The following is a 14352-nucleotide window of genomic DNA, read 5'->3' as shown; positions in this document are numbered from 1 at the left end:
GCACGTGACCGATCCGCAAATCGCGCTGGCGATGCTGGGTGTCTTCATCCTGTTCGTGTTCCTGGGATTCCCGATCGCGTTCACCCTGATGGCCCTGGGGATCGCATTCGGCTACTATGCCTATTTCGATGCGGGGCGGATGTGGCGCGGCTATGAGCGGCTGCCCGAGGATGCCGACACCTGGACCCTGGCCACCGGCTGGGTCGAGGGGTTCTTCAACAACCGCATCTTCGACCTGTTCATCAACCAGACCTACACGGTCATGGCGAACGAGGTCCTGACCGCGATCCCGCTGTTCCTGTTCATGGGCTACATCGTCGAACGCGCGAACATCGTGGACCGGCTGTTCTCCTCGCTGAACGTCGCCTCCAAGAACATCCCGGGCTCGATGGGCGTGGCGGCGCTGATCACCTGTGCGCTGTTCGCCACGGCCACCGGCATCGTCGGCGCGGTGGTGACGCTCATGGGGCTGCTGGCGCTGCCCGCGATGCTAAAGTCGCGCTATGATCCCAGCTTTGCATCCGGGATCATCTGCGCGGGCGGAACGCTGGGCATCCTGATCCCACCGTCGATCATGCTGATCGTCTATGCGGCGGCGTCGGGCGTCTCGATCGTCCGGCTCTATGCCGCCGCGATGCTGCCGGGCCTGCTGCTGGTGGGATTGTACCTGATCTATGTCGTCGGCCGGTCGATCCTGCAGCCCTCGGTTGCGCCCCGCCCAACCGACGAAGAGGTCCCGGACATGCCCCGGGGTCAACTGGTCATCCTGCTGATCAAGTCGTTCTTCCCGCTGGCGATCCTGATCCTCGCCGTCCTGGGATCCATCCTGTTCGGTCTGGCAACCCCGACCGAGGCCGCGTCGATCGGCGCGCTCGGCGGGATCCTGCTGGCGGCAGGTTACCGCGCGCTGACCTTCGACCGGCTGCGGGAATCGGTCTACCTGACCGTCCGGACGACGGCGATGGTCTGCTGGCTCTTCGTCGGCAGCTACACGTTCTCGGCGGTGTTCTCGTATCTCGGGGGCGAGCAGCTGATCTCGTCCTTCGTCACCGGGCTCGATTTGTCGCCGCTCACCTTCCTGCTGCTGGCCCAGCTGATCATCTTCCTACTGGGCTGGCCGCTGGAATGGTCCGAGATCATCATCATCTTCGTGCCGATCTTCCTGCCCCTGCTGCCGCATTTCGGGATCGACCCGCTGTTCTTCGGCATCCTCGTGGCGCTGAACCTGCAGACGTCGTTCCTGACCCCGCCCATGGCGATGTCTGCCTACTACCTCAAGGGAATCGCCCCACCCGAGGTCCGGCTGACGGACATCTTTCGGGGAGTCATGCCGTTCCTGATGATGGTGTTCCTGTCGATGGCGATGGTCTACATCTTCCCGGGCATCGTCTTCAGCCTGCCCGAGGCAATCTATGGCAACTGATCCCGCAACCCTGCTGGCGCTGGATACCGTCGAGCTGCGCGACCGCATCGCTTCGGCGGCGCTGCGCGCGACCGAACTGGCCGATGCGGTGATCGCGAGAGTCCAGGCGGTCGAACCGCAGGTGGGGGCGTTTGCATGGTTCGACCCGGGGTTCCTGCGGGCGCAGGCCGAACATGCGGACCGTTATCGCCAGTCGGGTCGACCGCTGGGACCACTTCATGGCCTGCCGGTCGGCATCAAGGACGTCATCGACACAGCGGGCATTCCGACTGAAAACGGAACTGTGCTCGACCAGGGCCGGGTCCCCGCAACCGATGCCGCGGTCGTCTCGCGGCTGCGGTCCGCGGGCGGGCTAATCATGGGCAAGACCGTCACGACCGAGCTGCAGTATCTGCATCCGTCGGCCACGCGAAACCCGGCCAATCCGGACCACACCCCCGGGGGGTCCTCGGCGGGATCCGCCGCCGCCATTGCCGCGGGCATGGCGCCTCTGGCGATCGGGACCCAGACCGGCGGGTCGGTGATCCGGCCGGCGTCGTATTGCGGTTGCGTCGGGTTCAAGCCCAGCTCCGGTGCGATCGCGCGCCGTGGCGTGCTGAGCCAGTCGCCCAGTCTCGACACGGTCGGCGTGTTCGCCCGCGACGTGGCCGGTGTGGCCCTGCTGGCCGATGCGCTCTTCGGACCAGACCCGGCCGACCCCCAGGCGGCGCCGGTTCCCCCGGCCGCGCTGCTGGCGCAGGCGACCGCCGCGGCCCCCGTGCCGCCCACCTTCGCCTTTGTCGAGTTGCCGGGATACGCCGACGCGCATGCCGACATGCGCGGGGGCCTAGCCGAGCTGGCCGCCTGGCTGGGGGATCAGGTCTGGCCGACCACCCTGCCCCGCCTGTTCAACGATGCGAGTGCCAGCCGGGGTCGCATCAACGATGCCGAGATGGCGCATCTCTATCGCAGCTACGCCGCGCGCGGATGGGACAAGCTGGGTCCGCCGCTCCGCGACGCAATCGAGCGGGGCCGCGAGGTCGCGGCGCCGGATTACCTCGCCGCGCTCGACATGCGGCCGGTGCTGACGGCGGCGCTGGACGAGATCCTGACCCGCTGCGACGTGATTCTGGTCCCCGCCGCGCCAGGTCCGGCGCCGCTGGGACTGGCGAGTACCGGCGATTCCATCTTCAACGGGTTGTTCACCTTTACCGGTCATCCGGCGGTCACCTTGCCTGTTCTAACCAGCGGCAGTGGCCTGCCGATGGGAGCGCAGCTGGTGGGGCGCAGAGGTGACGATGGCCGCCTGCTGCGCACCGCGCGGTGGCTGGAAACCGCGCTGGCTACACAGGACGCCCCGTCCAAGGAGGTTTGCCGTGGCTGATTTTATCGGCAAGATCCTGGCCTTTGTCGCCCTGCTGGCGTTTCTGGGTGTGCTGATGTGGCACGTCCCGATGATCGACCTCGGGGCGGTCGTGGTCATCACATTGGCGCTGGTGGCATGGGATTTCTTTGCGCCGCGCGACCGGACGTGACGATCTCGCCTGTGGGCCTGTGGGCCTGTGGGCCTGTGCGCCTGTGGGCCTGTGATGCCGAACGCATGAGCTTCAGCGACGCGCACGCTCGAAGAGGACTGGCCTAGCGCGGTCTGATCGCGGGCCCGGCAGAACTCAACATCCCTCGCGCCGGCCGGACGCAATCCGGCTCATCATCCCGTCAAACTGGCGCTCGCCCTAGGTTGCGCCGCCAGCGCGGCCATGTCCGCCGCCATCGGCCCGGGTAGACCGTCCTCTCCGCCGCCGGCCCCTTGCCGGCCCGGACGGTGCTTCCTATAACCGCCGGCATGTTCGACGCGGGCTGGATCATTCGAATTATTCGCCCGGCAGTGTGAGATGTTCGCGCTGTCGGGATGACGCTTTCCCGCATGCCCAAGGATGATCCCATGGCCGCCCAGACCGCCGATCCGACCGCCACCGACCTGCCCGACTATCGCACCACCATCTTCCTGCCGGAAACCGGATTTCCCATGCGGGCCGGTCTGCCGCAGCGCGAGCCGGAGTGGCTGGCCCGCTGGGAAAGGCTGGGCATCTATGACCGGCTGCGGGCGCAGGCAGATGACCGGCCGCCGTTCATCCTGCATGACGGCCCGCCCTACGCCAACGGCAACCTTCATATCGGCCACGCCCTGAACAAGGTGCTGAAGGATTTCATCGTTCGCAGCCAGCAGATGATGGGCCGCGACGCGCGCTATGTGCCGGGCTGGGACTGTCACGGCCTGCCAATCGAATGGAAGATCGAGGAACAGTATCGCGCCCGGGGGCAGGACAAGGATGCGGTGGACCCCATCGCGTTCCGGCAGGAATGCCGTCGCTTTGCCGATCACTGGATCGATGTGCAGCGCGAGGAATTCAAGCGCCTCGGCGTCACCGGCAAGTGGGACGATCCCTATCTGACGATGAACTACCACGCCGAGGCGGTGATCGCCGGCGAGTGCATGAAGCTGCTGATGAACGGGGCACTGTATCAGGGGTCCAAGCCGGTCATGTGGTCGCCGGTCGAAAGGACCGCGCTGGCCGAGGCCGAGGTGGAGTATCACGACCACACCAGCCACACGATCTGGGTGCCGTTCCGGATCGCCGCCGGCGCATCGGACGACCTGGCGCAGGCCTCGGTGGTCATCTGGACCACTACGCCCTGGACCCTGCCGCAGAACCGGGCCGTCGCTTTCAACCCCGACATCGCCTATGGGCTCTACGAGGTGACCGACCGTACCGAGCAGAGTCAGGCCGTTGGCGGCGGTCTTTACCTGCTGGCCGACAAGCTTGCCGCGGAAGTGTTCACCGCGGCAAAGCTGGAGGCGGGCCAGTATCAGCGGCTGCGCGCGGTGACCGCCGCGGAACTGGCCGGCCTGACTCTCGCCCATCCGTTCCGCGGCGTGGCCGACGCCGCAGGCGAATGGGACTATGACGTGCCCATGCTGCCGGGCGAGCATGTCACGGACGAGGCGGGCACCGGCTTTGTCCATACCGCGCCCAGCCACGGCGAGGACGACTTTCTGCTGGGCCAGGCCAACGGCCTGCCGATGACCTTCAATGTCGAGGATGACGGCAGCTTCCGCGCCGACCTGCCGCTGTTCGGCGGACAGGCGATCATCGGGCCTGACGGCAAGGACGGCCCGGCCAATGTCAGCGTCATCAAGCAGCTGGCCTATGCCGGCGCGCTGCTGGCCAAGGGGAAGATCCGGCACAGTTATCCGCACAGCTGGCGGTCCAAGGCGCCGTTGATCTATCGCAACACCGCGCAGTGGTTCGCAGCCATCGACCGGGCGCTGGACGACGGGCAGGACGACTACGGCCGCACGATCCGGGCCCGTGCCCTGACCAGCATCGATCGTCTGGTGAAGTGGACGCCGCAGACCGGGCGCAACCGCATCCATGCCATGGTCGAGACCCGTCCGGACTGGAACCTGTCGCGATCGCGTCTGTGGGGGGTCCCGCTGACCTGCTTTGTCCGGCGCGGAGCGCGACCGGATGACCCGGATTTCCTGCTCCGCGATCCCCGCGTGAACGACCGCATCGTCTCCGCGTTCGAGGCCGAGGGCGCAGATGTCTGGTATCGCGACGGTTTCAAGAACCAGATGCTCGATGGCATCGCGGACCCCGACGACTACGAGCAGGTCATGGACGTCCTGGATGTATGGTTCGACAGCGGATCCACCCACGCCTTCGTGCTGCGCGATCGGGCCGATGGCGCCGCCGACGGGATCGCCGACCTGTATCTGGAGGGCACCGACCAGCACCGCGGCTGGTTCCAGTCCTCGCTTCTGCAAGCCTGCGCCACCAGGGGGCGGGCGCCCTATCGCGGCGTGCTGACCCACGGCTTCACGCTGGACGAAAAGGGCATGAAGATGTCCAAGTCGCTGGGCAACACCATCGCCCCGCAACAGGTCATCGACCAGTACGGCGCCGATATCCTGCGTCTGTGGGTGGCGCAGTCCGACTATACCGCCGATCTGCGGATCGGACCCGAGATCCTGAAGGGTGCCGCCGACAGCTATCGCCGGCTGCGCAATACCCTGCGATTCATGCTGGGCAATCTGGCCGGATTCAGTGATTCCGAGCGGGTCGCCCCGGACCGCATGCCCGAGCTTGAGCGGTGGGTCCTGCACCGTCTGGCGCAGCTGGATGACACGGTGCGGCATGGGTACGACGCCTATGACTTCCAGGGGGTGTTCCAGGCGCTGTTCCAGTTCGCCACCGTCGATCTGTCGGCGTTCTATTTCGACATCCGCAAGGATTCGCTCTATTGCGACGGGGCGGACAGCATCCGACGCCAATCGGCGCGCACGGTGCTGGACCTGCTGTTCCATCGCCTGACGACCTGGCTTGCGCCGATCCTGCCCTTCACCATGGAGGATGTGTGGCTGTCGCGGTTCCCATCCGACGCGGACAGCGTCCACCTGCATGACTTCCCTACCACGCCGGGGGACTGGCTGAACGACCCCCTCGCCCGGAAATGGGAACGGGTGCGCCGGGCCCGCCGGGTGGTCACCGCCGCGCTGGAACTGCGCCGCGCCGACAAGACCATTGGTGCCAGCCTGGAGGCCGCGCCGGTCGTCCATGTCGAGGACGACGAGACGCTGGCGGCACTGAAATCGGTCAGCTTCGCAGATGTGTGCATCACGTCGGATCTGGAACTGACGGACGACCCCGCCCCGGCAGAGGCGTTCCGGATGCCGGAACACCCGGGCATCGGCGTGGTGTTCGAAACGGCAACCGGAGAGAAATGCCAGCGCTGCTGGAAGATCCTGCCCGATGTCGGCGCCCACAATCATCCCGCGACATGCGGCCGCTGCGATGCGGTGCTTGACGCGTCGGATTTCTGAGGACGCGCCGCGGCCTGTCCCGCCTGACTTGAAAGGAGCAGCGATGCTTGCAACCGTCCTGGTCATCGTGACGCTCGGTCACACCGATGCGCCGCATGTCTCGTTCAGCGCAACGGCGGACGCCGGGGAATGCGCGACCAAGTCCGAGACGGTGACCGGAATGCTGGCCGGCGCAGGTTATCAGATCGCGGCCGCGCGCTGCATCGAGACCGATCTGCGGTTTGCGCCCTACGACCACGCCGCCACCGAGATGGATGCCGCCTATCTCATCACCCTGCCTGCAGAGCCTGCAAGCGGCGGGACCATCGACTCGCTGCGCGGATTGTCCGACTGCACGGCGAATCCGGGTGCCGACCCCGCCATCCACTGCGCCGTTTCCGCGCAGCAGCTGGTCGAGGACTGAGAACGCTGCATCCGCCTGCGACAAACGCCGCAGCGCGACGGTCGGCGGCGGGTTTGCGCGTGCGCGCCGGAATCCTCAGGCGCGCAGCCCGGCAAAGGTCATCGGATCCAGGCTGACCTGCGCGAAGGTCGGGCCCTCGGTCAGCAGGCTGACCGCATCGTGCGAATGCAGTGATTCCTGATGGCTGGCGATCACCCTGAAATCGCCGATGCGCGGATCGTCCAGCAGCGTCTGAGCAAAGGCACGGACCGCATCCTCGACAAAGATCGGGTTGGCAGCGTTCAGTTCGGCAAACGCCTGCTCGTCCTCGCGCTTGACCATGACCTGGGTTTCCGTGGCCACCGCCTGGCGACAGAGCGCAACCATGTCCTCGAACCACAGCTTGGGCTGGTCATCCTGCATGACGACGGAAATGCGGGCGATCGACCGCTGCGAATGGGGCGTGGCCAGTTGCGCGCGACTTTCACGCGCATGTTCGGACAGTTCGAGCGAACAGGGGCAGGTCGAGGAATAGACGTAATCCAGATGCATGATCCGCATCCGCTCGCCCCCCTGGTCGATCAGCTCCATGGTGATGTCGTAGTACTGCCACCCCTCCAGCCCGGAGCGCAGCGAACTGACCCGCATCGGGTACGAAAACCGCATCTGGATGCGCGCGTCGAACGCGTCCAGATGATCCTTGTAGTCGCTGACGGCCGATTCCAGCACCGCCAGCGAGAACTGCGCGTCGGCATGCGCATAGAACGACCGCATGATCCGCGACATGTTGATGCCCTTGCGGTCGGCGTCCAGGCTTACGGTTCCGGTGACGCTGGTTTCCAGCGTGATCTCTCCGTCGTCCTTGCGCCGATAGCGGATCGGCAGGCGGAAATTGGAAATCCCCACATGCTGGATGGCGCGCCGGGCGCCGATGATCAGGCTGGCCGGACCGTTCTGCAGATCGGGCAGGCTGGCGCGATATTGTTCATCGACGGCGAAATCGCCTGGATAGATCCGGTTCAAGGCGGGCAACGCCGGGTTCATGGGGCGGTTCACGGTCATTGGCTGATGGTCATGGGCGCTGTTCCTGCCATTCGGACCGGACCGATATGGGGGGCCGGGCGACAAAGTGGAAGCCGGCTCAGCCGATCGCCTGCATCAGATCAGCGACAAGATCGTCGGGATGTTCCAGGCCGACCGAAAGCCGGACCATGCCCGGCGTGATCCCCGCCAGCGCGCGATCGGCCTCGGACAGCCGCTGGTGGGTCGTGGTCGCCGGATGGGTCGCGATGGACTTTGCGTCGCCCAGGTTGTTCGACAGGCTGATCAGCTGCAGCCGGTCCAGCACACGGAACGCCGCGTCCTTCGATCCCATGTCGAACGCGATCATCGTCCCGCCCGATCCGATCTGGCGCGCCGCAAGGTCGTGCTGGGGATGGTCCGGCAGCCCGGGATAGATCGTCCGCACGCCCGCTCCGTGCAGCGTGTCGGCGATCCGGGCGGCGCTGTCCGCCATCGCCCGCACCCGCAGGTCCATCGTTGCCAGACCGTTCAGCATCAGCCACGCATTGAACGGGCTGATCGCCGCGCCGGTGTGTTTCAGATAGGGTTCGGCCACCTCGCGGACGAAACTCCGGGTGCCGCAGATCACCCCGCCCAGACAGCGGCCGCCGCCATCGACATGCTTGGTGGTGGAATAGATGACCACGTCGGCGCCCAGATCGACGGCGCGGGAAAAGACCGGGGTGACGAACACGTTGTCCACGACGACGGTCGCCCCCGCGGCATGCGCGATCTCCGCAATGCCTGCGATGTCCATCACCTCCAGCACCGGGTTCGACACGCTTTCGAAGAACACCGCGCGGGTGCCCGGTGTCACCGCCTGGTCCCAGGCCGCCAGGTCGGTGCCGTTCAGCAGCACCACCTCAACCCCGAACCGGCGCAGGATGTCGAGCACGTAGAGGCATGACCCGAACAGCTGCCGGGCGGCGACGACGCGATCACCAGGCCGCACCATCGCCATCAGTGCCCCGTTCACGGCCGCCATCCCGGATGCCGTGGCGAACGCATCCTCGGTCCCCTCCAGCGCGGCCATCCGATCCTCGAACATGCGCGAGGTCGGGTTGCCATAGCGGGCATAGATGAATTCGTCGGGCCCGGACTGCTGGAATCGCGCCTCGGCCTGCCCGGCCGAGTCATAGGCGAAACCCTGGGTCAGGAACAACGCCTCGGCAAGTTCGCCATACTGGCTGCGCCGGATGCCGGCGTGAACGGCGCGGGTACGGGGATGATGGCTGGTGGACATGATGTCGCGTTACGCCGGGAGTCCGGAAAGCGCAACGGGCACTTGAGAGCAGCGCCCGGGTTTCCGATGTGGAACCCGACCGGGTCCCTCTGGCGATCTCTGCGTATCGTGATGTCGGTCGCATCACCCCGGTTTGCAGAGGAATCGCAATGGATCTCACCGCCATGTTTCTAGGTCAGCCCATCTGGATGTGGGGCGCCTTTCTGGCGGCCGTTCTGATCCTGCTGGTGCTGGACCTTGGCGTCCTGAATCGCGGCGATCATGAAATCGGCGTGCGCAAGTCGCTGATGCTGTCGGCGTTCTACATCACCATCGGACTGCTGTTCGGGGGATTCGTCTGGTGGCAGCTGGGGCAGACATCCGCGCTGGAATACTGGACCGGGTTCATTGTCGAGAAATCTCTGGCGATGGACAACGTCTTTGTCATCGCGACGATCTTCGGGTTTTTCGCGGTGCCGCGACACCTGCAGCAGCGTGTGCTGTTCTGGGGCATTCTGGGCGTCATCATGCTGCGCGCGATCATGATCGGTTTCGGTGCCGCGTTCGTGCAGCGCTATGACTGGGTGCTGCTGATCTTTGCCGTGTTCCTGGTGTTCACCGGCATCAAGATGCTGATGGCCGATGACGAGGAAGCGGATCTGTCGCAGAACCTCGCGCTGGCGTGGCTGACCCGGCACCTGCGAGTCACCGACGGCTTTGTCGGCAACCGGTTCTTCGTGCGGCAGCCCGGCAGGTCGGGGGCGATGCGGACGTTCGTCACGCCGCTGTTCCTTGCCCTGGTGGTGATCGAGGTGGCCGACCTGATCTTTGCCATCGACTCGGTGCCCGCCATCTTTGCGATCACGACAGACCCGTATCTGGTCTACACCTCGAACATCTTTGCCATTCTCGGTCTGCGGGCACTGTACTTTGCCCTGGCGGCGATCCTGCACCGCTTTGCCTATCTGAAACGGGCCCTCGCCATCCTGCTGATCTTCATCGGCGGCAAGGTGATCGGCGCAGAGATCGTGGGCATCGAAAAGGGCCCGCCGCTGCTCTCGCTTGGGGTGACGTTCGTGATCCTTGCCGGTGGCGTCATCCTGTCGCTGGTCAGGACCGCGTCGCTGCGGCACGGATGAGGCGAGGCGGGAACGTACCGTGAACACGGTCTTTCAACCGCAAGCCGTGTCGTCTATGCTGCCGGCATGAACCCGTTCGACGACTCCGACGCATTCGAGGCGGCCCTGCCGCAGGCCGGCATTCCTCTGTCACAGCGGGCGATGGCAGCGCGTCCTTTGACCTATCTGGAGGGGCTCAATGCCGCCCAGCGGCAGGCGGTCGAGACTCTGGACGGTCCGGTCCTGCTGCTTGCGGGCGCTGGCACCGGCAAGACGCGCGCGCTCACGACCCGAATTGCGCATCTGCTGACCCAGGGGCGCGCGACGCCCGGACGCATCCTGGCGGTGACCTTCACCAACAAGGCCGCGCGCGAGATGAAGAACCGGGTCGGCAGGTTGCTGGGTGAAGCGGTCGAGGGCTTGCCGTGGCTGGGGACGTTCCACTCGATCAGCGTCAAGATCCTGCGCCAGCATGCCGAGTTGATCGGCGACCGCGACCTGCACCTGAAACCCAGCTTCACGATTCTGGACACGGATGATCAGATCCGCCTGCTGAAGCAGCTGATTGCCGCCGAAAACATCGACGAGAAGCGCTGGCCGGCACGGATGCTGGCCGGTCTCATCGACGGGTGGAAGAACCGCGCCCTGACGCCGTCCCGGGTACCCGGGGGCGAATCGCACGCCTATGACGGACGCGGTGCGGCACTGTACGCGCAGTACCAGCGCCGACTGCTGGAGCTGAACGCCACCGATTTCGGCGATCTGCTGCTGCACTGCGTGACGCTGTTCCAGGCACATCCGGACGTGCTGCGGCAATGGCAGGACCGGTTCAGCTACATCCTGGTTGACGAATATCAGGACACGAACGTGGCCCAGTATCTGTGGTTGCGGCTGCTGGCCCAGGCGCACCGGAACATCTGCTGTGTCGGCGACGACGACCAGTCGATCTATGGATGGCGCGGGGCCGAGGTCGGCAACATCCTGCGCTTCGAACAGGATTTTCCCGGCGCGCAGGTGATCCGGCTTGAGCAGAATTACCGGTCGACCCCGCATATCCTGGCCGCGGCATCCGGGCTGATTGCGGCCAACAAGGGGCGACTGGGCAAGACCCTGTGGACCGAGGCGGACGGCGGTGAAAAGGTCCGGCTGATAGGGCATTGGGACAGCGAGGCCGAGGCCCGCTGGATCGGCGAGGAAATCGAGGCATTCCACGGCGGCCACCGCCATTCGATCGGCAAGCGCAGCCTGAACGACATCGCCATCCTCGTCCGCGCCACGCACCAGATGCGCGCGTTCGAGGACCGGTTCATGACCATAGGGCTGCCCTATCGCGTGATCGGCGGCCCGCGTTTCTATGAACGCCAGGAAATCCGGGACGCGATGGCCTATTTCCGACTGGCGGTCAGCCCCGCCGACGATCTGGCCTTCGAGCGCATCGTCAACGTGCCCAAGCGCGGCCTGGGCGACAAGGCCGTGCAGACGATTCAGCGCGAGGCGCGATCGCGTGGCCTGTCGCTGACCGAAGGCGCGGCGGCCGCCGTCGCAAATGATGCCCTGTCGGGAAAGGGTGCGGCTGCCTTGCGGATCCTCGTCGCGCAGATGGGGCGCTGGCACGCCGATGCGCTGGACGGCACCGTCAGTCATGTTGAGCTGGCGGAACGTATCCTGGATGAATCCGGCTACACCGCGATGTGGCAGAACGACAAGTCGCCCGACGCCCCGGGGCGGCTGGAGAACCTGAAGGAACTCGTCAAGGCGCTGGAGGAGTTCGAGAACCTGCAGGGTTTCCTGGAGCATGTCGCCTTGGTGATGGACGCCTCGGACGGCGAGCAGGCCGAGGAGGTCAGCATCATGACCCTGCATGCGGCCAAGGGGCTGGAATATCCGATCGTGTTCCTGCCGGGGTGGGAGGACGGGCTGTTCCCGTCGCAGCGCAGCATGGACGAGTCCGGCGTCAAGGGGCTGGAGGAGGAGCGCCGCCTGGCCTATGTCGGAATCACGCGGGCCGAACAGCTTGCCAGCATCAGCTTCGCCGGGAACCGGCGAATGTACGGCCAGTGGCAGTCATCGCTGCCCTCGCGCTTCATCGACGAGTTGCCCGTGGAACACGTCGAGGTGCTGACGCCGCCAGGTCTGTATGGCGGCGGTTACGGCGCGGCGGCACAGCCGATGGCTCCGTCGATGATGCACGAAAAGGCCGCGCGCGCAGACGTCTACAACTCGCCGGGGTGGAAGCGGATGCAGGAACGCGCCGGTCAGCGGGCGCAGCCAGTCCATCGCACGCCGGTGGTGATCGACGCGGAACCTGCCGCCCGGTTCGCTGTCAGCGACAGGGTCTATCATCAGAAATTCGGGACGGGCACCGTCATGGGGATCGCCGAAGACACCCTGACGGTCCAGTTCCCGGCCGGCTTCAAGACGATCAAGGCCGCCTATGTCCAGCCGGCGGGCGCCGAAGAGCAGTCGGACGTGCCGTTCTGAGCGCGGGTTCTGTCAGCACGCACAGGGTTCGACAGGCAAACCGCCTCCTCACCGTCGATCGTCTCCTAGCGCATCAGCGCCAGATCCGGGGACAGCCCGGCTTCGTTCCGATGCCGCCCCAGGGCCACCAGGAACAGGATCACACCCAGCCCCTCGGCGCCTTCCTCGATCCCGACCAGCATCCGGTACGGGTGCGCCAGGATATCTCCCGCATGCGCCGCCAACACCTCTCCCCCGAAAGCCTCCATCACCAGGGCGCCGAACAGGAACAGGCCGCCTGACGCCAGCATCATGCGGCGCACCGGTGGTGTCAGCCTGCGCAGGAAGGGAACTGCCAGAATAAGACCGATTGCACAGAGTATCGCGGCCGGGATGACCCACGCGAAAGCCAGACCGCCTACGCCCCTCCCAGCTAGCGTGGCAGAAAATGCTTCGTGAAAGCTCAAGCCTTCGTCTGCCGACAGCAGGATGAACACCAGTCCGAGGGCGATGAATTGAGCACCGAACACCCGATCATCGGCCCATGTCTTGCGGCCCGTGTCGACGAGAACCAATCCGACGAGACCCAGCAGAAGCTGTGAGAACCAAGTGTAGAAGCTGCGTTCCGCGTCGACATCCAGCAGCCAGACCCGCGTTTCCGCATCCAGGCCTGCAAGGTCCTGAAGGGTACTCGCTCCCCAGAGGAGCCCCCAGACAAGGATGATGGCGTGCAGCATTGTGAACGCCGGAACGGGCGCCGCGTGCTCTCTTAACGTCGACGGCCAACTGACCATGAAAAACTCCTGACACTCGGAAAACCTTTCGTCCAAGCGTAACGAGAGCTTACTTAGGTGTCACTCATGTGTCGCATTACTGACACACTACCCGGAGTTGACTTGGCCATTCTGTCCTCCTACCTGATCCCTGCGCGGATGGCTGGATGACCGCGGGCGGCGTGCCGCTCGAGGAAAGTCCGGGCTCCATGCAGGCACGGTGCCGGGTAACGCCCGGCGGGGGAGACCCCAGGGAAAGCGCCACAGAGAACAGTCCGCCGCATCCACGCGGCAAGGGTGAAACGGTGGGGTAAGAGCCCACCGCCGGGCCGGTAACGGTCCGGGCACGGCAAGCCCCACCGGGAGCAATGCCGAATAGGGATCGCGCGCGGGGCTTGCTCCGCAGGGCCGCCTGCGCCCCAGCAGATCCGGGTTGGCAGCTAGACCCCGTCGGCAACGCCGGGGCCAGAGGAATGGTCATCCACGGGCCACACGGCCCCGGACAGAACCCGGCTTACAGGCCATCCGCGCGCTACTGTGCCAGAGACACGGGACCGGTTGAGTGAAGCGAATGCGCTCATCCGGGTGACACCGCTCAACCCGCATGACGCGCCTCGCACCTGTTGACACCGGCGGGCGCACGCGTAAAAGGCTGGCTCCAAGGAATTCCACGGGTGCCCCACGGCCGTTTCAGGTCGCACCCGAGCAGGAGCGACGAACATGGCGAAGCCGACCACCATCAAGATCCGCCTCAACTCCAGCGCGGGGACCGGCCACTTCTACGTGACCAAGAAGAACGCGCGCACCATGACCGACAAGATGACGGTCACCAAATACGATCCCGTCGTGCGCAAGCACGTCGAGTACAAGGAAGGCAAGATCAAGTAACCGGTCACCCGATCCGGTTACTTCGGCGCCCCTGACGGGGCCTGCCGCGCTGTGTTGCGCCGCTTCTCACGTTATGTTCGGGTTTCATTCAGCATTTGTCGTGTATGCTTCATGCACGGGTCACATGGACGTCGCAGCTTTCGCGCAACGTCTCGGCGTG

General features: G+C 65.6%; 11 protein-coding genes and 1 other RNA gene. 9 read left to right on the top strand and 3 right to left on the bottom strand.

The window, feature by feature from the left end; genetic code table 11:
• Positions 1 to 4 precede the first annotated feature (4 nt).
• From Q0938_RS04725 to Q0938_RS04705, 5 genes are all read left to right on the top strand, one after another.
• Complete coding sequence (locus Q0938_RS04725) at positions 5 to 1423, top strand: TRAP transporter large permease subunit (protein WP_299359750.1); 1419 nt, start codon at positions 5 to 7, stop codon at positions 1421 to 1423.
• The gene (locus Q0938_RS04720; protein WP_299359748.1) at positions 1413 to 2786 is read left to right on the top strand and encodes an amidase; all 1374 of its coding nucleotides are present in this window, start codon (positions 1413 to 1415) and stop codon (positions 2784 to 2786) included. The genes Q0938_RS04725 and Q0938_RS04720 overlap by 11 nt, the downstream gene beginning before the upstream one ends.
• Positions 2779 to 2937: a hypothetical protein gene (locus Q0938_RS04715; RefSeq protein ID WP_299359745.1), complete on the top strand. Its 159-nt coding sequence runs from the start codon at positions 2779 to 2781 to the stop codon at positions 2935 to 2937. Before Q0938_RS04720 ends, Q0938_RS04715 begins: the two co-directional genes overlap by 8 nt.
• A gap of 407 nt (positions 2938 to 3344) precedes the next feature.
• Positions 3345 to 6287, top strand: coding sequence for an isoleucine--tRNA ligase (gene ileS, locus Q0938_RS04710; protein WP_299359743.1), 2943 nt, complete (start codon positions 3345 to 3347; stop codon positions 6285 to 6287).
• A 43-nt stretch (positions 6288 to 6330) separates the two neighbouring features.
• Positions 6331 to 6690, top strand: coding sequence for a hypothetical protein (locus Q0938_RS04705; RefSeq protein WP_299359741.1), 360 nt, complete (start codon positions 6331 to 6333; stop codon positions 6688 to 6690).
• 75 nt (positions 6691 to 6765) lie between these two features.
• Here the strand turns inward: Q0938_RS04705 and folE2 are convergent, their stop codons facing one another.
• Both folE2 and metZ read right to left on the bottom strand, forming a co-directional pair.
• Entirely contained in the window at positions 6766 to 7731 is a 966-nt protein-coding gene (gene folE2, locus Q0938_RS04700) for a GTP cyclohydrolase FolE2 (RefSeq protein ID WP_299359738.1), read from the bottom strand.
• A 79-nt stretch (positions 7732 to 7810) separates the two neighbouring features.
• Complete coding sequence (metZ, locus tag Q0938_RS04695; protein ID WP_299359735.1) at positions 7811 to 8974, bottom strand: O-succinylhomoserine sulfhydrylase; 1164 nt, start codon at positions 8972 to 8974, stop codon at positions 7811 to 7813.
• Between the two features lie 149 nt (positions 8975 to 9123).
• On the opposite strand from metZ, the gene Q0938_RS04690 reads away from it, so the two are divergent.
• Complete coding sequence (locus Q0938_RS04690; protein ID WP_299359733.1) at positions 9124 to 10092, top strand: TerC family protein; 969 nt, start codon at positions 9124 to 9126, stop codon at positions 10090 to 10092.
• A 66-nt stretch (positions 10093 to 10158) separates the two neighbouring features.
• A complete protein-coding gene (locus Q0938_RS04685) occupies positions 10159 to 12552 on the top strand; it encodes an ATP-dependent helicase (RefSeq protein WP_299359731.1) in 2394 nt (797 codons plus the stop codon).
• Positions 12553 to 12617: 65 nt separating this feature from the next.
• Here Q0938_RS04685 and Q0938_RS04680 read toward each other — a convergent pair whose 3' ends face one another.
• Positions 12618 to 13361 (bottom strand): hypothetical protein, encoded by a 744-nt coding sequence (locus tag Q0938_RS04680; RefSeq protein WP_299359729.1) that lies wholly within the window; start codon positions 13359 to 13361, stop codon positions 12618 to 12620.
• A gap of 98 nt (positions 13362 to 13459) precedes the next feature.
• Here Q0938_RS04680 and rnpB point away from each other — a divergent pair.
• Positions 13460 to 13837: RNase P RNA component class A (gene rnpB / locus Q0938_RS04675), an RNA gene on the top strand.
• Between the two features lie 187 nt (positions 13838 to 14024).
• Positions 14025 to 14192 (top strand): 50S ribosomal protein L33, encoded by a 168-nt coding sequence (gene rpmG, locus Q0938_RS04670; protein ID WP_299359726.1) that lies wholly within the window; start codon positions 14025 to 14027, stop codon positions 14190 to 14192.
• Positions 14193 to 14352 lie beyond the last annotated feature (160 nt).

The sequence above is a fragment of the uncultured Paracoccus sp. genome (assembly GCF_947496875.1).
GTDB lineage: Bacteria > Pseudomonadota > Alphaproteobacteria > Rhodobacterales > Rhodobacteraceae > Paracoccus.
The sequence above is the reverse complement of the archived record's forward strand: the minus strand, read 5'-3'. Positions and strand labels throughout refer to the sequence as shown.

Coding starts and splice junctions, on each gene's coding strand:
- Q0938_RS04720 (WP_299359748.1), top strand. CDS start 1,413: ATGGCAACTGATCCCGCAACCCTGCTGGCGCTGGATACCGTCGAGCTG.
- ileS (WP_299359743.1), top strand. CDS start 3,345: ATGGCCGCCCAGACCGCCGATCCGACCGCCACCGACCTGCCCGACTAT.
- Q0938_RS04705 (WP_299359741.1), top strand. CDS start 6,331: ATGCTTGCAACCGTCCTGGTCATCGTGACGCTCGGTCACACCGATGCG.
- folE2 (WP_299359738.1), bottom strand. CDS start 7,731: ATGACCGTGAACCGCCCCATGAACCCGGCGTTGCCCGCCTTGAACCGG.
- metZ (WP_299359735.1), bottom strand. CDS start 8,974: ATGTCCACCAGCCATCATCCCCGTACCCGCGCCGTTCACGCCGGCATC.
- Q0938_RS04690 (WP_299359733.1), top strand. CDS start 9,124: ATGGATCTCACCGCCATGTTTCTAGGTCAGCCCATCTGGATGTGGGGC.
- Q0938_RS04685 (WP_299359731.1), top strand. CDS start 10,159: ATGAACCCGTTCGACGACTCCGACGCATTCGAGGCGGCCCTGCCGCAG.
- rpmG (WP_299359726.1), top strand. CDS start 14,025: ATGGCGAAGCCGACCACCATCAAGATCCGCCTCAACTCCAGCGCGGGG.